We start from the raw sequence: 16,659 nt of genomic DNA on the forward strand, positions 1-16,659 counted from the left end.
GCGGTGGGGCCGGTCCCTCTTCGGAGGGACCGGCCCTGTTGCTTTCTCCGGCGCCTCGGGACAGGCCGGATCCCGTAGTCTCGGCGCATGACCAGCACTGACACGACCGACCAGGACAGCCCGCGCTACGTCCGGCTCAGCATCGAGCTCATCGCCGAGATCACCGACGAGGGCGCCCTCAAGGCGGCCGCTCTTGAGCAGGTGACCGCGGACGAGTACCTCGACGACGAGGAGCGCGCGCAGTCCGTCGAGGCCATCGAGGTGGACCCGGCGGGTTCGCTCGCCCACTTCATCGACCCGGTGGCGCTGCTCGGCGACATCCCGGGTGTCGAGCTCGCCTCGGCGACCTGGGAGTCGGCGAACACCGACTTCGACCCCGAGGACGCGGAGTGGGACGAGTACACGGTGGAGGAGCCCGCCGAGTAGGGCTCGCCCACCGCATTCGACGAACGCCCGGCCTGCTCTCCGCAGGTCGGGCGTTTTGTCCATATTTGGCACTTGGTTTCGTCTTCTCATACGATCGCAAGCCGTTGGTGTTGGAACCGTGAACGTACGGATTGCGTTTTTGTATCCGTAATGCCCGGATGAGCAGCAGGGAGTGGGCGACGTGACGGCACGGGACGGTCAGGGCCGGACGGCCGGGAGCAACTGGAGCCGGCGTGGCGTACTCGCCGGCCTGGTCGGTGCTCCGGTGCTGTTGCTGGCGGCCTGCAACGACACCAAGGGCGCGGACAACGGGGCGGGCACCGGGGCGACGGGCACCGGCGGTTCCGGCGGCAGTGGCACTGGCGGTACGGGTGGCGGACAGCCGACGCCCGCCGCCACCACCAGCGCGCCCAGGACCTCCGTCGCCGTGATCACCGTCACCCCGGCCGACGGCACCACCTCGGCCGGCTTCAGCGACCCGGTCCGGGTCGCCGTCGCCGGCGGCACCCTCACCTCGGTCAAGGTCACCGACTCCGCCGGCAAGGCGCTGGCCGGCGCGCTGTCCGACGATGGCACCGTCTGGACCTCCGCCGCCTCCCCGGCCAGCGGCACCAAGTACACGGTCACCGCCGCCGCCGTCGACAAGGACAAGCTGGAGGCCGACGCCAACGCGGTCTTCACCACCGCGACCCCGGCCAACACCTTCGTGGGCTACTTCACCCCCGAGGACGGCTCGGTGGTCGGCGTCGGCATGCCGGTCTCGATCAACTTCAGCAAGCCGGTCACCGACCGCAAGGCCGTCCAGCAGGCCATCACCGTGGTGGCCGAGCCGGGCGTCGAGATCGTCGGGCACTGGTTCTCCAGCACCCGGCTCGACTTCCGCCCGCAGGAGTACTGGGCCAAGGGCACCAAGGTGACCGTCAAGCTCCGGCTCAAGGACGTCCAGGGCGCCAAGGGCGTCTACGGCACCCAGTCCAAGGACGTCCGCTTCACCGTCGGCCGGGCCCAGACCAGCGTCGCCGACCTCGCCGCCAAGAAGCTCACCGTCACCACCGACGGCCAGGTCAGCGCCGTCTACGCGATCTCCGGCGGTTCGCCCGAGTTCCGTACCTGGGGCGGCAAGATGGTGATCACCGAGCAGTACCAGCAGACCCGGATGAACTCGCAGACCGTCGGCCTCGGCAGCGAGTACGACATCCCGGACGTGCCGCACGCCCAGCGGCTCAGCACCTCCGGCACCTTCATCCACGGCAACTACTGGTCCCCCGCGTCGACCTTCGGCCGCCAGAACACCAGCCACGGCTGCGTCGGCCTGCGCGACGTCCAGGGCGGCCAGGACGCCAACGCGGACGGCTACAAGTTCTTCAAGAGCTCGATGGTCGGCGACGTGGTCGAGGTCACCAACTCCGGTGACAAGACCGTCCTCCCGTCCAACGGCCTCAACGGCTGGAACATGGCCTGGGCCGACTGGAAGGCCGGCAGCGCGGTCTGACGCCCCCGGGCGCGGAGCGCGAGGGCCGAAATCCGCCGGATTCCCGGGGGCGGCGGCGGGAGGGTGGAGGCATGACGACCACCACCCCTCCCGCTCCGCCCGCCCCGTCCGTACTGACCGTCCGGGCGGTCGACCCGGCCGTGCACCACGCCCTGCTGGTGCGCGACGACGCCGGCCGCCCGCCGGTCCGCTCGGTCGACGTCACCGGCGGCGCCCCGCTGCGCTGCTGCCTGAGCCGGGCGCGGGCCGGCGAGCGGATCGCCCTGGTGAGCTACGCGCCGCTGCGGCGCTGGGCCGCGGAGACCGGGGCCGAGCCCGGTCCGTACGAGGAGCTCGGCCCGGTGTTCGTGCACGACGGCCCGTGCGAGGGCCCGGCGGCGGGGGAGGGCTGGCCGGAGGGTTTCCACGGCGGGCAGCGGGTGCTGCGCGCCTACGACCGGCGCGGGCACATCCTCGGCGGCGTCGTGGTGCGGCCGGAGGCCGCCGAGGCGGGCGCGGCGGTGCTGCTCGCCGACCCGGAGGTGGCCGTGGTGCACGTCCGGGCGGTGGAGTTCGGGTGCTTCATGCACGAGGTCCGGCGGGGCTGACGACCACCGGCCTGGTGCTCACGAGCGCTTGGCGTAGTCCCCGTAGCCCTGCCAGTCCAGGACGACCGCCGACTCGTCGCCGACCACCCAGGCGTCGTGGCCGGGCGGGCAGACCATGAAGTCGCCGGGGCCGAACTCGCTCTCCTCGCCGTCGTCCATGACGATCTTCAGCCGTCCCGAGAGCATGTAGCCGACGTGCGCGGCCCGGCAGCTGTCCGTCCCGGCGATCGGCTTGACGTGCCGGGACCACTGCCAGCCCGGCCGGAACACCGCCCGCCCGACGCCGCCGGCGTCCAGGTGGACCAGGCGCAGCTCGCCGCTGTCCGCCTCGAACGGGCGGACCTCCTCGGGATCGGTGTCGAAGTTCCTGCGGATGAGACCGGCCATGGCGGGCTCCTCGGGTCTCCTCGGGACGGGAGCGGCCGCGCCACCGGGACGGGTGGCGCGGCCGCCCTCCTGGTCCCTCCAGTCTGCGCCCGTGGGGCGCCGGGAGGAACCCCGGTGGCTCAGCCCTGGGAGTCCGTCCGGGCCACCCCGATCGGGCAGCTGGCCCCGGTGCCGCCGAGACCGCAGTAGCCGTTCGGGTTCTTGGCCTCCGACAGGTACTGCTGGTGGTACGGCTCGGCCGGGAAGAACGGGCCGGCCGGGGCGATCTCGGTGGTGATCGCGCCGAGGCCGAGCGCCGTCAGTGCCGGCTGGAAGGCGTCCCGGGTCGCGGTCGCGGTGGCCGCCTGGGCGGGGGAGTGGGTGTAGACCGCCGAGCGGTACTGGGTGCCCACGTCGTTGCCCTGCCGGTTGCCCTGGGTCGGGTCGTGCGCCTCCCAGAAGGTCTTCAGCAGCCGCTCGTAGGAGATCGCCGCCGGGTCGAAGACCACCCGGACCGCCTCCGTGTGCCCGGTCAGGCCGCTGCACACCTCCTCGTAGGTCGGGTTCGGGGTGTGGCCGCCCTGGTAGCCGACCAGCGTCGTCCAGACGCCGGGCAGCCGCCAGAACGTCCGCTCGGCGCCCCAGAAGCAGCCCAGCCCGAAGTCCGCGACCTCGAACCCGTCGGGGTACGGGCCGGTCAGCGGGTGACCGAGGACGGTGTGCGGCTCGCGCAGCGTGAAGCCGGGGGCCGCCCGGCCGGGCAGGGCCTGGTCGGCGGGGACGAGCGAGGTCTTGTGGCGGTTGAACAGCACGGCCTGCTCCAACGGTTCGACAGGGGTTGCGGACGTTCCAACGCGGTCGCCCGCCCGGGGATTCCGCACCGCCCCCGACGGCCCGGCGCCTTCCGGGCGGCAGCCGGGCGTTCGCCGACTACGCTCGGAGCATGACCGAGCACCAGCTTCCCCAGGGCTTCGAGACCCTCGCCATCCACGCGGGTCAGGAAGCAGACCCCCAGACCGGGGCCGTCGTCACGCCGATCTACCAGGTGTCCACCTACAAGCAGGACGGGGTGGGCGGCCTGCGGGGCGGCTACGAGTACAGCCGCAGCGCCAACCCGACCCGCACCGCGCTGGAGGAGTGCCTCGCGGCGCTGGAGGGCGGCGCCCGCGGCCTCGCCTTCGCCTCCGGCCTGGCCGCCGAGGACACGCTCCTGCGCACGATCCTCAAGCCGGGCGACCACATCGTGATCCCCAACGACGCCTACGGCGGCACCTTCCGGCTCTTCGCCAAGGTGCTGACCCGCTGGGGCGTCGAGTTCTCCGTGGCCAACACCCAGGACCTCGCCACCGTCCGCGAGGCGCTGCGGCCCAACACCCGCGCGGTCTGGGTGGAGACCCCGTCCAACCCGCTGCTGGGCATCACCGACCTGGCCGCGCTGGCCGAGATCGCGCACGGCGCCGGCGCGCTGCTGGTCGTCGACAACACCTTCGCCAGCCCGTACCTGCAGCAGCCGATCGCGCTCGGCGCCGACGTGGTCGTGCACTCGACCACCAAGTACATGGGCGGCCACTCGGACGTGGTCGGCGGCGCCCTGGTGGTCGCCGAGGCCGGTCTGGCCGAGGAGGTCGCCTACCACCAGAACGCGATGGGCGCGGTCTCCGGCCCGTTCGACGCCTGGCTGGTGCTGCGCGGCATCAAGACCCTGGGCGTCCGGATGGACCGGCACAGCTCGAACGCCGAGAAGGTCGCCGAGCTGCTGGCGGGCCACCCCAAGGTCAGCCAGGTGCTGTACCCGGGCCTGCCCGAGCACCCCGGCCACGACATCGCCGCCAAGCAGATGAAGGCGTTCGGCGGCATGGTGTCGTTCCGGGTGGCCGGCGGCGAGGAGGCGGCGGTCGAGGTCTGCAACCGGGCCGAGCTGTTCACCCTCGGTGAGTCGCTGGGAGGCGTGGAGTCGCTGATCGAGCACCCGGGCCGGATGACGCACGCCTCGGTGGCGGGTTCGGCGCTGGAGGTGCCGGCCGACCTGGTGCGGGTCTCCGTCGGCATCGAGTCGATCGACGACCTGCTGGCCGACCTCCGCCAGGCGCTGGGCAAGTAGCGGCGCCCGCGGGTCCGCCCCTCCGGGAGCGGCCCCAGGGCCTGTCTCCTGGACCCTCGCCTGATCCGACAAAATCCAGGAGACAGGCCCTAGCAGCCCTGCCGGCCCGCCGAGTACGACTCCATCGAGTGGTTGAAGCGGGCCAGCAGGGCGCAGAACACCTGCTGCTCCTCGGGCGGCCAGTCGGCGACCAGCTGGCGTGTCAACTCCGTCCGCCCCGCCCGGACTTCGGCCAGGCGGTCGGCGCCGAGCGGGGTCAGGGCGAGCCGGACGGCGCGCCGGTCGGCCGGGTCCTGCACCCGGCCGACCAGGCCCGCCGCGACCAGCGGGGCGACCTGCCTGGTGACGGTGGAGGAGTCGACCCCCAGCGCGTCGGCCAGGGCCTTGACGTTGGCGGGTCCGAGCCGCTCCAGCCGCTCCAGCAGCAGGTAGGCGGCCCGTACCAGGGCGGCCACTCCGTCGGATCCGCGGACCTGTTCCATTCTGCGGGCGAACAGCGCCAGCTGGTACTGGAGTTGCGTGTGCACGGGGTCGTTGAGGTCGGAGGCCAGGGGCGAGGTCGTCGTCATCGCGGCTCACGATCGTCATGCGGTGAGAGAGGCTCAGAACCAGCAGCGTACGCGGGCCGGGCGGGCCCGGGAACAGGGCCGACGTCCCCGGACGGCGCGTCGCGGAGCTCTAGGCTGCTGTCATGCACAGCTGGCCGATCACCCTCGACGATGTCCGCGGCGCCCAGAAGATGCTCGCCGGGGTGGCCCGGACGACGCCGATGGAGGGCAGTCGCCACCTGTCCGCGCTGGTCGGCGCTCCGGTCCACCTGAAGTGCGAGAACCTCCAGCGCACCGGCTCGTTCAAACTGCGCGGGGCGTACGTCCGGATCGCGGGCCTCTCGCCGGTGCAGCGGGCGGGCGGGGTGGTCGCGGCCAGTGCCGGCAACCACGCCCAGGGCGTGGCGCTGGCGGCCTCGCTGCTCGGGGTGCGCTCCACCGTCTTCATGCCGCTGGCCGCGCCGCTGCCGAAGGTCGCGGCGACCCGGGAGTACGGCGCCGAGGTGCGGCTGCACGGGACGACCGTGGACGAGGCTCTGCTGGCCGCCCAGCGGTACGCGGAGGCGAGCGGGTCGGTGTTCATCCACCCGTTCGACCACCGGGACATCGTGATCGGGCAGGCCACGGTCGGGCTGGAGATCCTGGAGCAGTGCCCCGAGGTGCGGACCGTGCTGGTCGGGGTGGGCGGCGGCGGCCTGCTGGCCGGGATCGCGGCGGCGGTGAAACCGCTGCGGCCGGACGTCCGGGTGGTGGGGGTGCAGGCGGCGGCGGCCGCCGCGTACCCGCCCTCGCTGGCGGCGGGGCGGCCGGTCTCGCTGGAGCGGTTCGCCACCATGGCCGACGGGATCATGGTGGGCCGGCCCGGGGACGTGCCGTTCGAGATCGTCAACACCCTGGCGGACGGGGTCCGCACCGTGTCCGAGGACTCGTTGTCCCGGGCGCTGCTGCTCGGTCTGGAGCGGCTGAAGCTGGTGGTGGAACCGGCCGGGGCGGCGCCGATCGCGGCCCTGCTGGAGCGGCCGGACTCCTTCGAGGGGCCGGTGGTGGCGGTGCTCTCCGGCGGCAACATCGATCCGCAGCTGATGCAGCGGGTGCTGCGGCACGGACTGGCGGCCGCCGGCCGGTACCTCTCGCTGCGGGTGCGGCTGGCCGACCGGCCGGGGGCGCTGGCGGGGCTGCTCGGGGTGCTGACCCGGGTCGACGCCAATGTGCTGGACGTGGCGCACGTGCGGGTCGACCCCCGGCTGGGGCTGACCGAGGTGGAGGTGGACCTGCACCTGGAGACCAAGGGACCGGAGCACTGCGCGGCGGTGCTCGGCGAGCTGCGGGACGCGGGGTACGTGGTCTCCGGGTAGCGGGCCGGGGTACCGGCGCGGGGCTCCGGAGTCGCTGGCCCACCCGGAATGGGGGCAGAGTGGACAGACCACATGTTGTCCCGCGCAGTCGTCCCCGCCCTTCCGCCCTCCCCGAGGAGATGAGGCAGGCCCATGGCGCCAGCCATCCAAGCCGAGAACCTGGTGAAGACCTTCGGCGACGTACGAGCCCTGGACGGCGTCAGCCTCGACGTCCCCGAGGGCACGGTGCTCGGGCTGCTCGGCCCGAACGGCGCCGGCAAGACCACCACCGTGCGTGTCCTCACCACCCTGCTCCAGCCCGACTCCGGCCGCGCCACGGTGGCCGGCGTCGACGTCCTCAAACACCCGAACCGGGTCCGCAGCCTGATCGGCCTCTCCGGCCAGTACGCGGCGGTCGACGAGTACCTCACCGGCTTCGAGAACCTCCAGATGGTCGGCGAGCTCTACCAGATGCCGGTCCGCGCGGCCAAGGCCAGGGCGCTCGAACTGCTGGAGTGGTTCAACCTCACCGAGGCCAAGGACCGCACCGCCAAGACCTACTCCGGCGGCATGCGCCGACGCCTCGACCTCGCCGCCGCCCTGGTGGTCCGGCCGCCGGTGATGTTCCTCGACGAGCCCACCACCGGCCTCGATCCCCGCAACCGGCTCGCCCTGTGGGAGGTCATCGAGACCCTCGTCGAGCAGGGCACCACGCTGCTGCTCACCACCCAGTACCTGGAGGAGGCCGACCGCCTCGCCCACGACATCGCGGTGGTCGACCACGGCCGGGTGATCGCCCGCGGCACCGCCGACCAGCTCAAGGCACAGATCGGCGGCGAGCGGATCGAGGTCGTGGTGCACCGGGCCGACCTGGTCGGCGAGGCCGTGGCCGCGCTGTCCGCCTACGCGCTGGGCGAGCCGACGCTGGAGAAGAACACCCGCCGGATCACCGTCCCGGTCAGCGGCGGCGCCCGGGTGCTCGCGGACGTGATCCGCGAGCTGGACACCCGCTCGATCGAGATCGACGACATCGGCCTGCGCCGGCCGACCCTGGACGACGTCTTCCTCTCGCTCACCGGCCACCACACCGAGGCCGACCAGGAGGAGGCCGGCGGCAAGGGCCGGGGCAAGGGCCGCGACGGCGGCCCGGACACCGACGAGCGGGCCGTCCCGGCCGGGAAGGAGCGGTGAGATGAGCAGTGCCACCGAGCACGCCATCGGCGGGGCGGTGCCCAAGCAGCGCCGGGGCGTGGCCGCCGTCCTGCACGACTCGTGGGTGGTCGCGAAGCGGAACCTGCGCCGGATGACCCGGATCCCCGAGATCGTGGTGTTCGGGCTCATGCAGCCGGTGATGTTCGTGCTGCTGTTCTCGTACGTCATGGGCGGCGCGATCCAGATCCCCGGGACGCAGTCCAGCTCCTCCACGTACATCCAGTTCCTGATGGCCGGCATCTTCGCCCAGACCGTCACCTTCGCGGTGGCCGGCGCCTCGGCCGGCATCGCCGAGGACATGTCCAAGGGGCTGGTGGACCGGTTCCGCTCCCTGCCGATGACCCGCTCGTCGGTGCTGGTCGGCCGTACCCTGGCGGACCTCTGTCAGACCGCCTTCACCCTGGTGGTGCTCGCGGTGGTGGCCCTGCTGGTCGGCTGGCGGATCCACCACGGGTTCTGGTCCGCGCTGGGGGCGTTCGGGCTGCTGCTCCTGCTCGGCTACGCGTTCTCCTGGATCGGGGCGCTGATCGGCCTCTCGGTGCGCAGTCCGGAGGCGGCCACCTCGGCCGGGCTGATCTGGCTGTTCCCGCTGACCTTCATCTCCAACGCCTTCGTGCCGGTCAGCTCGATGCCGGGCTGGCTGCAGGGGATCGCCTACTGGAACCCGTTCAGCGCCACCGTGCAGGCGTGCCGCAACCTCTTCGGCAACCAGGTCGGGCCGGTGGACGACGTCTGGCCGATGCAGCACGCGGAGCTGATGTCGGTGCTCTGGTCGCTGGCGATCATCGCGGTGTTCTCCTGGCTCTCGGTGCGCAAGTACCGCTCGGCCGCCGGCTGAGCCGGGGCGGGACCCCCTGCCGCCCGGGGCCGGCCCGGCCCGGCCCGGCGGGCCCCGGGTGCGCGAAGGGCGGCCGTGGCAGATGCCACGGCCGCCCTTCCGCTCGTCCGCCGGACCGGCGGGGCGGGGTCAGCCGGTGTAGGGCTTGACCTCGATGATCTTGACCATGGCGCGCTTGCCGTTCGGCAGCTCGTACGTCGCCTCGTCGCCGATCGTCTTCGCGTCGATGGCGCGGCCCAGCGGGGACTGCGGCGAGTAGATCTCCAGGTCGTCGTCGCCGGCCACCTCGCGCGAGCCCAGCAGGAACTTCATCGTGTCGTCCACGTCGCCGTCGAAGGCGACCGTGACGACCATGCCCGGCGCCACCACGCCCGAGTCGGCCGGGGCCTCGCCGACCTTGGCGCGCTCCAGGAGCTGGGTGAGCTGGCGGATCCGCAGCTCGTACTTGCCCTGCTCCTCCTTGGCCGCGTGGTAGCCGGCGTTCTCCTTGAGGTCACCCTCCTCACGCGCGGCCTCGATCTTCTGCGCGATCTCGATCCGCCAGGGGCCGGTCAGGTGATCCAGCTCGGCCTTGAGCTGGTCGTAACCGGACTGAGTGAGCCAGGTCACGTTCTCGCTGGTCTGGGTCACGGGTGCTCCTCGTAGGTGCTGGGGCTGTGCTGAGGGTGTCAGTCGTCAGCGCGTAGGGCGGTGCTGATAACGGTCTTAACTACAAAGCAACGCCCGCTCCCGTACCAGCTGGTGCGGAAGGGGCGAAACCACGAGCCTAACAACTCCTGCCGACAATCGGGAGGGTCGTTGGCGCGCCATTGACGGCGGCATTGCGCCGAGGTGTACCGGATCGGCGGGCGACTCCCCTACGGATGCCCGTCCACCCGGGTGAATATGCGCCGACCACGGGGGTGGCCGCCGATGAATTCCCGGGCGGGTCGGGCTCTCCGGAGCTGCGGGCCGCCGTCCGGGGGCCGGCGTCCGGAAGCTGGTCCCGGGGTTAAGCGGGGGTGCAGCCCAGCAGCTCGGCGGTGGTGCCGCGGGCGGTCGTCCGCAGGCTGACCACCGCGTCGTAGCCGGTTCCCGCCGCCGGTACGGGGAAGTCCGCGACCCCGACCACCGCGCCGTCCTCGCCCTGCGAGCGGACGGTGCAGCTGCCGGCCGTGCCGTCGGTCTTGCGCACCGCCAGGTGCAGCTGGAGCTCGCTGTCCGAGAGCGCCTGGAAGGTCGGCACGGTGCCGTTGATCCGGGTCTCGCGGATCAGGTACGAGCTGCCCAGCCAGGCGATCAGGCCCAGCGCCAGCACCGCGCAGACCGCTCCGACCACCTTGAGCCGGCGGTCGGTCTCGCGGTCGCCGCGCCGCCCGTAGCGCCCCTCGGGGAGCCGCGGGGTCCGGGTGCCAGCACTCATGGGGCTCAGTCCTCTCGTGAGGAGGAGGCCGCGCGGGTGGTGCGGGGGAATGCGGGGCTCCTCCAGTCCGTCACTATAGGAGGGGCACGCCCGCGGCCGGTCCGGCGGGGGCGGGGCTCGGTCGTGTCGGCGCCCGGCGCGGCGGCCGGTCCCGCGGTGACGCGGCCCCGAGAGCGGCTCGGACGGTGGGCAGACCGGATAGCGACGGGACGCCCGGAGATTTGTGGAAGGAACGCACGCGTTGACTGAGCAGTTGCGACTGATGGCGGTGCACGCACACCCGGACGACGAGTCCAGCAAGGGCGCGGCGACCATGGCCATGTACGTCGACCAGGGGGTGGACGTGCTGGTGGCCACCTGCACCGGGGGGGAACGCGGTTCGGTCCTCAACCCGAAGCTGCAGGGCAAGCCGGAGATCGAGGAGAACATCCACGAGGTACGGCGCAAGGAGATGGACGAGGCCCGCGCGATCCTCGGGATCAAGCAGGCGTGGCTGGGCTTCGTGGACTCGGGCCTGCCGGAGGGCGACCCGCTGCCCCCGCTGCCCGAGGGCTGCTTCGGCCTCCAGGACGTCAAGGAGGCGGCCGAGCCCCTGGTCCGCCTGATCCGGGAGTTCAAGCCGCAGGTCATCACGACCTACGACGAGAACGGCGGTTACCCGCACCCCGACCACATCATGACCCACAAGATCACCATGGTGGCCTTCGACGCCGCCGGGGACCCCGACGCCTACCCCGAGGCCGGCGAGCCCTGGCAGCCGCTGAAGCTCTACTACAACCACGGCTTCCCGATGGGCCGCATCCGCGCCCTGCACAAGTACCTCAGCGAGAACGGCCACGAGTCCCCCTACGGCGAGTGGATCGCCGGCTGGGAGAAGAGCGGCCGCAAGGAGCGCGAGATCACCACCCGGGTCCGCTGCGACGACTGGTTCGAGACCCGGGACCGCGCGCTGATCGCGCACGCCACCCAGATCGACCCGGACGGCCCGTGGTTCCGCGTCCCGCTGGAGGTCCAGCGCGAGGTCTGGCCCACCGAGGACTACGAGCTCGCCCGTACCCTGGTCGACGTGGACCTGCCGGAGGCCGACCTCTTCGCCGGCCTGCGGACCCCCAGCCTGACGGCCGAGTCGGCCGACACGCGGGACTGAAGCACCCCCCGACGGCCCGGCTCCCCGTGAGCCGGGCCACCATAGAGATATGAGCGCCCCCGTGAACCTCACCCACCTCGCCGCCGAGCTCGCCGTCGACGACGCCAAGGTCACCCCCGGCCTGCTGGGCTTCGTCGTCTTCGCCGCCCTCGGCGTGGCCACCTGGTTCCTGGCCAAGTCGATGAACCGCCAGTTCAAGAAGGTCGACTTCGCCGAGGAGCCGGAGGCCCCCAAGGAGTGAGCCACGCCCCCTCCCGGGCGCCGATGCGCAAGGATGGGGGGCATGCCGAACCGCCTCGCCGACGCCACGTCGCCGTACCTGCAGCAGCACGCCGACAACCCCGTGGACTGGTGGCCCTGGGGGCCCGAGGCGTTCGCGGAGGCGGAGCGGCGGGGGGTGCCGGTGCTGCTGTCGGTCGGGTACGCCGCCTGTCACTGGTGCCATGTGATGGCCCATGAGTCGTTCGAGGACGAGGGGGCGGCGGCGTACCTCAATGAGCGGTTCGTCGCGGTGAAGGTGGACCGGGAGGAGCGGCCGGACGTCGACGCCGTCTACATGGAGGCGGTGCAGGCGGCGACCGGGCAGGGCGGGTGGCCGATGACCGTCTTCCTGACTCCGGAGAAGGAGCCGTTCTACTTCGGGACGTACTTCCCGCCGGAGCCGCGGCACGGGATGCCCTCGTTCCGGCAGGTGCTGGAGGGGGTGCACGCGGCGTGGCGGGACCGGCGGGACGAGGTCGGTGAGGTGGCCGGTCGGATCCGGGCGGATCTGGCCGAGCGGGCCTCCGTGTACGGGGTCGGCAGCGGGGTGCACACGGCGCCCGACGAGGCGGGGCTGCACGGGGCGCTGGTCGGGCTGGGCCGGGAGTTCGACGAGCGGCACGGCGGGTTCGGCGGGGCGCCGAAGTTCCCGCCGGCGATGGTGGTCGAGTACCTGTTGCGCCACCACGCCAGGACCGGTTCCGGGGCGGCGCTGGAGATGGCCGTCCGCACCGGGGAGGCGATGGCCCGCGGCGGGATCCACGACCAGCTCGGCGGCGGCTTCTCCCGGTACGCGGTGGACGCCGCGTGGGTGGTGCCGCACTTCGAGAAGATGCTCTACGACAACGCGTTGCTGCTCCGCGCCTACCTGCACCTGTGGCGGGCGACCGGCTCCCCGCTGGCCCGGCGGACGGCGCTCTCCACGGCGGACTTCCTGCTGCGCGAACTGCGCACCCCCGAGGGCGCGTTCGCCTCGGCGCTGGACGCCGACAGCCTCGACGAGGAGACCGGCGCCAGCAGTGAGGGCGCGTACTACGTGTGGGAGCCGGGCCAGTTGGTCGACCTGCTCGGTCCGGCCGACGCGGCCACCGCCGCCCGGCTGTTCTCCGTCACCGCCGAGGGCACCTTCGAACACGGCACCTCCGTGCTCCAGCTCCTCGCCGACCCCGAGGACCGGGCCGAGTACGAGACGATCAGGGCGCGGATGCTGGCGGCACGCGCGGAGCGCCCGGCGCCCGCCCGGGACGACAAGGTCGTCGCCGCCTGGAACGGCCTGGCGATCGCCGCCCTCGCCGAGACCGGCGCCCTGCTGGAGCGCCCCGACCTCGTCGCCGCCGCCGAACGCGCCGCCGATCTGCTGCTCGCCGTCCACCTCACCTCCGACGGCCGGCTGCTGCGCACCTCCCGCGACGGCCGCCCCGGCGCCAACGCGGGTGTGCTGGAGGACTACGCCGACACCGCCGAGGGCTTCCTCGCGCTGTACGCCGTCACCGGGGAGGCGGAGTGGCTCCAGTTGGCCGGGGGGCTGCTCGACACCGTGCTCAAGCACTTCGCCGACGAGGCGACCGGTGCCCTCCACGACACCGCCGACGACGCGGAGGAGCTGATCCGGCGCCCGCAGGACCCGACCGACAACGCGACCCCGTCCGGCTGGACCGCGGCCGCGAACGCACTGCTCGGCTACGCCGCCTACACCGGTTCGGACCGTCACCGGACCGCCGCCGAGCGGGCGCTGGGCATCGTCGGGGCGCTGGCCCCGCGTGCGCCCCGGTTCGTCGGCTGGGGTCTGGCGGCGGCCGAGGCGCTGGTCGACGGGCCGCGCGAGGTCGCGGTGATCGGTCCGGCCGGCGACCCGGCGACGGTCGCGCTGCACCGGACCGCGCTGCTGGGCACCGCGCCCGGCGCGGTGGTCGCGTTCGGCGAGCCGGGCGCGGGCAGCGACGACGTCCCACTGCTGGCCGGCCGGCCGCTGGTCGACGGCGCGCCCGCCGCGTACGTCTGCCGCCACTTCACCTGTGACGCCCCGACCACCGATCCGGGCGTCCTCGCGGCCCGGCTGGGCGTGTTCCAGGAGGCGGCCGAACAGTAGGAAAGCGGTGGTGGGGCCGGGGGAGACGGGGGAGGATGGGCCATGCCCTGGACCATCAGCAGTTCCCTCGACGAGTTCCGCGCCCGGGCCGGCGAATTCCTCGCCGCGCACCCGGCCCGGAACACCGTCCTGCTCACGATCACCGACCGGCTGGCGACGAGCGGTCCGCACTACTACGGCGACGGCGTGCCGGTGTTCGGCTGGTGGCGCGCCGAACCGGAGGGACCGGTCGGCGGCGCGTTCGTGCACACGCCGCCGTTCACCCCGCGGCTGGGGCTGATGCCGGAGTCCGCCGCGGCCGAGCTGGCGACCGAACTGGCCACCGATCCGGCCGGCGGGCGGGAGACCGGGCCGGCCGCCGCCCCGGCCGGGCCCGCGGCGATCACCGGAGCGGGCGGCGGCGCGGCGGCGACGCTGGCCTTCGGGGCCGCCTGGGCCGGGGCCACCGGCACCACGAGCACCGTCCGGACGAACGAACGGCTCTACCGGTTGGGTGAGTTGACGGACCCGCCGCGCCCGCCGTCCGGCCGGTCCCGGCTGGCCGCAGCGGACGACCGCGAGCTGCTGATCCGCTGGTTCGCCGAGTTCGCCGAGGAGGTGGACATCCGGATACCCAACCTCGCGACGGCGGTGGACGACCGGACCGCCGCCGGCCAGCTGCACCTGTGGGAGGACGACGGGCGGCCGGTCGCGGTGGCGGGGGCCAGTGCGGTGATCGCCGGGATGTCGCGGATCGGTCCGGTCTACACCCCGGCCGATGCCCGGGGCCGGGGCTACGCCAGCGGCGTCACGGCGGCAGCCTCGGCCGCCGCCCTCGCCCTGGGTGCGGCGGAGGTGCTGCTCTACACCGACCTCGCCAATCCGACCAGCAACTCGATCTACCAGCAGATCGGCTACCGGCCGGTGGAGGACTGCGTGGAGCTGGCCTTCGGCGACTGAGGTCCGCCGCCCGGCGGCGGACGGCCGCGGAGCCCGGGAACCGCCGGCACCGGGAGGACGTCGGACCGGTGGGGCGGCCGGAGCAGGCAGGGCAGACGGCCGGAGGGGGCGTGGCGGTGGACGAGGTACTCGCACGGGCGGCCGGGCTGGGGCCGCTGGAGGTGGCGGCCGGTGCGCTGGCCGGCAACCTCGCGCTGTTCGTGGTGGCCGTGCTGGCCGGGGGCTGGCTGGTGCGCCGCTTCGGTGACCGGCGGCTGACCCCGGCCCCCGCGCCGCCGGACCGCCGCGAACGGCTGCTGACGGTGGTGGCGGTGCTGCTCAACTCGGCGCTGGGACTGGCCGGTTGGCTGCTCTGGCGGGCGGGCTGGATCCGGCTCACGGCGGACACCGGGCCGCGGGCACTGGCCGACCTGCTGCTGTTCTCACTGGTGATGGACGCGCTGATGTACGGCGGCCACTGGCTGGCCCACCGGCGCCGGCTCTACCGGCTGGCGCACGAACTGCACCACGCCTACCCGGATCCGGGCCCGGCCACCCTGTTCGTGCTGCACCCGCTGGAGGTGCTGGGCTTCGGCGGGGCCTGGATCGCGGTGCTCTGTCTCTGGCCGGGGATGTCCGCCGCGGCGCTGGTCGGCTACATCGGCGTGAATCTGGTCTTCGGTCTGCTCGGGCACCTCGGGGTGGAGCCGTTCCCGGTCGGGGTCCGGCGGCTGGCGGTGTTCCGGTGGGTGGCGCTGCCGATGTTCCACGTCGGCCACCACCGGGACCCCGCGGTGAACCTGGGTTTCTACACCACGGTCTGGGACCGGCTGTTCGGCACCGTCGACCCCGGCTACGACGCCCGCCGAGCGGCTCCGGACCCCGGCCGGTACGACCGGTAGGGCCTCCGGCCGGTAGTCGGTAGTCGGTAGTCGGTACGACCGGCTACCGGAGCAGTCGGCCCGTTCTACTCCCAGTCCCAGCTGATCCCCAGGATGCAGGGCCGCAGGGCGGTCGCGACCAGGTGGACGCAGTGGTGACCGTCGAGGGTCAACTCCTCCGTCTCGTAGGGTCGTTCGGCGGGGGAGCGACGGGCGAAGCGGTGGCAGCGGACCGGGAGCGCCTCCGGGTGGAAGGTGATCTGGAGGACGTACTGCCCGGCGCCCGAGTTGAAGCCCCGGACGTACTCGCAGCTGGGGGTGGGCGACGGGGCGTCGTCGAAGCCGTAGCCGAGCAGATGGGTGTCGCCCGCGCGCAGCCGGCGGTCCAGCAGGAGTTCGGCGAGCAGCAGGTCGTGGGCCTGGTCGCGGCGGATGCGGCCGGGGCGGCAGTTCTCCTCGGCGCGGACCCCGACCCGGGTGATGTCGCTGCCGGGGTCGCCCTGGTGGATGGCGAGGTAGCGGTCGATCCCGTCGCGGTGGGCGCGCAGCGCGTGCTGCGAGTCGCGGCGCCGCAACTGGCGGTCGGCGCCGATCCGGATCCGTTCGATGTGGGTGATGGTGTGCAGGCCGGTGTCACGCGGGCTGGACAGCGCGGTGAGCAGGTCGTCGACGGCGGCGGCCGGGCTGATGAGGTCGCGGTAGGGACGGACGGGCGGGCCGGCCGGCTCGGCGGGTGCGCCGCGCCGGGGGCCCAGCAGTCTGGTGAGGGAGTGCGCGGGGAGGTCCAGCACGCGCTCCAACTCCCTCACCGCGCGCAGCGACTCCGGCCGCTCGGGGCGGCGGTGGCCCTGCTGCCAGTAGCTGAGGCTGGTGACCCCGATGTGGACGCCGCGCAGCGCGAGGTGGTCCCGGACCCGGTGCAGGGCGAGTCCCCGGACGGCGATGGCGGTGCGCAGGGCGAGGTGGAACGGGCCGGTCCGCAGCGCGGTGGCGAGGTCGGGGTGGTCGGTCCGCTGCATGCGGCCTCCTCGGGTGGCGGACGGGGCGGGCCCGGTCG

The 16,659-nt window shown here is 73.3% G+C and carries 18 protein-coding genes; 12 read left to right on the plus strand and 6 right to left on the minus strand.

The genetic code is table 11. The annotated features are described in order from the left end of the window. Positions 1-87: 87 nt before the first annotated feature. The 3 genes from ACIQ9P_RS20680 to ACIQ9P_RS20690 all read left to right on the plus strand — a co-directional run bounded on the left by ACIQ9P_RS20680 (position 88) and on the right by ACIQ9P_RS20690 (position 2,505). On the plus strand, positions 88-426 hold the full coding sequence (locus tag ACIQ9P_RS20680) for a hypothetical protein (protein WP_402357751.1): 339 nt from the start codon (positions 88-90) through the stop codon (positions 424-426). Between the two features lie 181 nt (positions 427-607). Then, positions 608-1,918, plus strand: coding sequence for an Ig-like domain-containing protein (locus ACIQ9P_RS20685; protein WP_402357754.1), 1,311 nt, complete (start codon positions 608-610; stop codon positions 1,916-1,918). A 71-nt stretch (positions 1,919-1,989) separates the two neighbouring features. Further along, positions 1,990-2,505 carry a DUF1203 domain-containing protein gene (locus tag ACIQ9P_RS20690; protein WP_402357757.1) on the plus strand — a complete coding sequence of 172 codons (516 nt, stop codon included), beginning with the start codon at positions 1,990-1,992 and terminating at the stop codon, positions 2,503-2,505. A gap of 18 nt (positions 2,506-2,523) precedes the next feature. Here ACIQ9P_RS20690 and ACIQ9P_RS20695 read toward each other — a convergent pair whose 3' ends face one another. Next, complete coding sequence (locus ACIQ9P_RS20695; RefSeq protein ID WP_402357760.1) at positions 2,524-2,892, minus strand: cupin domain-containing protein; 369 nt, start codon at positions 2,890-2,892, stop codon at positions 2,524-2,526. 119 nt (positions 2,893-3,011) lie between these two features. After that, on the minus strand, positions 3,012-3,683 hold the full coding sequence (gene msrA, locus ACIQ9P_RS20700; protein WP_402357763.1) for a peptide-methionine (S)-S-oxide reductase MsrA: 672 nt from the start codon (positions 3,681-3,683) through the stop codon (positions 3,012-3,014). A gap of 131 nt (positions 3,684-3,814) precedes the next feature. Between msrA and ACIQ9P_RS20705 the strand changes: the two genes are divergently transcribed. Continuing rightward, positions 3,815-4,972 (plus strand): cystathionine gamma-synthase, encoded by a 1,158-nt coding sequence (locus tag ACIQ9P_RS20705; RefSeq protein ID WP_402357766.1) that lies wholly within the window; start codon positions 3,815-3,817, stop codon positions 4,970-4,972. An 89-nt stretch (positions 4,973-5,061) separates the two neighbouring features. Here the strand turns inward: ACIQ9P_RS20705 and ACIQ9P_RS20710 are convergent, their stop codons facing one another. After that, positions 5,062-5,541: a MarR family winged helix-turn-helix transcriptional regulator gene (locus tag ACIQ9P_RS20710; RefSeq protein ID WP_402357769.1), complete on the minus strand. Its 480-nt coding sequence runs from the start codon at positions 5,539-5,541 to the stop codon at positions 5,062-5,064. Between the two features lie 122 nt (positions 5,542-5,663). On the opposite strand from ACIQ9P_RS20710, the gene ilvA reads away from it, so the two are divergent. The 3 genes from ilvA (at position 5,664) to ACIQ9P_RS20725 (ending at position 8,904) form a co-directional block, all read left to right on the plus strand. Continuing rightward, positions 5,664-6,875 carry a threonine ammonia-lyase gene (gene ilvA / locus ACIQ9P_RS20715; protein ID WP_402357772.1) on the plus strand — a complete coding sequence of 404 codons (1,212 nt, stop codon included), beginning with the start codon at positions 5,664-5,666 and terminating at the stop codon, positions 6,873-6,875. 132 nt (positions 6,876-7,007) lie between these two features. After that, positions 7,008-8,045: an ATP-binding cassette domain-containing protein gene (locus ACIQ9P_RS20720; protein ID WP_402357775.1), complete on the plus strand. Its 1,038-nt coding sequence runs from the start codon at positions 7,008-7,010 to the stop codon at positions 8,043-8,045. Position 8,046: 1 nt separating this feature from the next. After that, positions 8,047-8,904: an ABC transporter permease gene (locus ACIQ9P_RS20725; RefSeq protein WP_402357778.1), complete on the plus strand. Its 858-nt coding sequence runs from the start codon at positions 8,047-8,049 to the stop codon at positions 8,902-8,904. Between the two features lie 129 nt (positions 8,905-9,033). On the opposite strand, the gene greA is transcribed toward ACIQ9P_RS20725, so the two are convergent. Then, positions 9,034-9,534 carry a transcription elongation factor GreA gene (greA, locus tag ACIQ9P_RS20730; protein ID WP_030397059.1) on the minus strand — a complete coding sequence of 167 codons (501 nt, stop codon included), beginning with the start codon at positions 9,532-9,534 and terminating at the stop codon, positions 9,034-9,036. A 361-nt stretch (positions 9,535-9,895) separates the two neighbouring features. Then, positions 9,896-10,306 carry a DUF4307 domain-containing protein gene (locus tag ACIQ9P_RS20735; protein ID WP_402357781.1) on the minus strand — a complete coding sequence of 137 codons (411 nt, stop codon included), beginning with the start codon at positions 10,304-10,306 and terminating at the stop codon, positions 9,896-9,898. Positions 10,307-10,547: 241 nt separating this feature from the next. On the opposite strand from ACIQ9P_RS20735, the gene mca reads away from it, so the two are divergent. From mca to ACIQ9P_RS20760, 5 genes are all read left to right on the plus strand, one after another. Then, the gene (mca, locus tag ACIQ9P_RS20740; RefSeq protein WP_402357784.1) at positions 10,548-11,453 is read left to right on the plus strand and encodes a mycothiol conjugate amidase Mca; all 906 of its coding nucleotides are present in this window, start codon (positions 10,548-10,550) and stop codon (positions 11,451-11,453) included. Between the two features lie 49 nt (positions 11,454-11,502). After that, positions 11,503-11,694 (plus strand): hypothetical protein, encoded by a 192-nt coding sequence (locus ACIQ9P_RS20745; RefSeq protein ID WP_030307612.1) that lies wholly within the window; start codon positions 11,503-11,505, stop codon positions 11,692-11,694. Between the two features lie 42 nt (positions 11,695-11,736). Then, positions 11,737-13,803, plus strand: coding sequence for a thioredoxin domain-containing protein (locus ACIQ9P_RS20750; protein ID WP_402357787.1), 2,067 nt, complete (start codon positions 11,737-11,739; stop codon positions 13,801-13,803). 42 nt (positions 13,804-13,845) lie between these two features. Continuing rightward, positions 13,846-14,742, plus strand: coding sequence for a GNAT family N-acetyltransferase (locus tag ACIQ9P_RS20755; RefSeq protein ID WP_402357790.1), 897 nt, complete (start codon positions 13,846-13,848; stop codon positions 14,740-14,742). A gap of 116 nt (positions 14,743-14,858) precedes the next feature. Next, on the plus strand, positions 14,859-15,623 hold the full coding sequence (locus ACIQ9P_RS20760; protein ID WP_402357793.1) for a sterol desaturase family protein: 765 nt from the start codon (positions 14,859-14,861) through the stop codon (positions 15,621-15,623). 65 nt (positions 15,624-15,688) lie between these two features. On the opposite strand, the gene ACIQ9P_RS20765 is transcribed toward ACIQ9P_RS20760, so the two are convergent. Then, on the minus strand, positions 15,689-16,621 hold the full coding sequence (locus ACIQ9P_RS20765; RefSeq protein WP_402357796.1) for a hypothetical protein: 933 nt from the start codon (positions 16,619-16,621) through the stop codon (positions 15,689-15,691). Positions 16,622-16,659: the final 38 nt, after the last annotated feature.

Origin of the sequence: Kitasatospora sp. NPDC094019 (assembly GCF_044764505.1) — a bacterium.
Lineage (GTDB): Bacteria > Actinomycetota > Actinomycetes > Streptomycetales > Streptomycetaceae > Kitasatospora.

Excerpts from the sequence above, each read along its gene's own strand:
- ACIQ9P_RS20745 (WP_030307612.1), top strand. The coding sequence starts at position 11,503 with ATGAGCGCCCCCGTGAACCTCACCCACCTCGCCGCCGAGCTCGCCGTC.
- ACIQ9P_RS20750 (WP_402357787.1), top strand. The coding sequence starts at position 11,737 with ATGCCGAACCGCCTCGCCGACGCCACGTCGCCGTACCTGCAGCAGCAC.
- ACIQ9P_RS20710 (WP_402357769.1), bottom strand. The coding sequence starts at position 5,541 with ATGACGACGACCTCGCCCCTGGCCTCCGACCTCAACGACCCCGTGCAC.
- ACIQ9P_RS20755 (WP_402357790.1), top strand. The coding sequence starts at position 13,846 with ATGCCCTGGACCATCAGCAGTTCCCTCGACGAGTTCCGCGCCCGGGCC.
- ACIQ9P_RS20735 (WP_402357781.1), bottom strand. The coding sequence starts at position 10,306 with ATGAGTGCTGGCACCCGGACCCCGCGGCTCCCCGAGGGGCGCTACGGG.
- ACIQ9P_RS20720 (WP_402357775.1), top strand. The coding sequence starts at position 7,008 with ATGGCGCCAGCCATCCAAGCCGAGAACCTGGTGAAGACCTTCGGCGAC.
- ACIQ9P_RS20705 (WP_402357766.1), top strand. The coding sequence starts at position 3,815 with ATGACCGAGCACCAGCTTCCCCAGGGCTTCGAGACCCTCGCCATCCAC.
- ACIQ9P_RS20680 (WP_402357751.1), top strand. The coding sequence starts at position 88 with ATGACCAGCACTGACACGACCGACCAGGACAGCCCGCGCTACGTCCGG.
- ACIQ9P_RS20695 (WP_402357760.1), bottom strand. The coding sequence starts at position 2,892 with ATGGCCGGTCTCATCCGCAGGAACTTCGACACCGATCCCGAGGAGGTC.
- ACIQ9P_RS20765 (WP_402357796.1), bottom strand. The coding sequence starts at position 16,621 with ATGCAGCGGACCGACCACCCCGACCTCGCCACCGCGCTGCGGACCGGC.
- ACIQ9P_RS20725 (WP_402357778.1), top strand. The coding sequence starts at position 8,047 with ATGAGCAGTGCCACCGAGCACGCCATCGGCGGGGCGGTGCCCAAGCAG.
- ilvA (WP_402357772.1), top strand. The coding sequence starts at position 5,664 with ATGCACAGCTGGCCGATCACCCTCGACGATGTCCGCGGCGCCCAGAAG.
- ACIQ9P_RS20690 (WP_402357757.1), top strand. The coding sequence starts at position 1,990 with ATGACGACCACCACCCCTCCCGCTCCGCCCGCCCCGTCCGTACTGACC.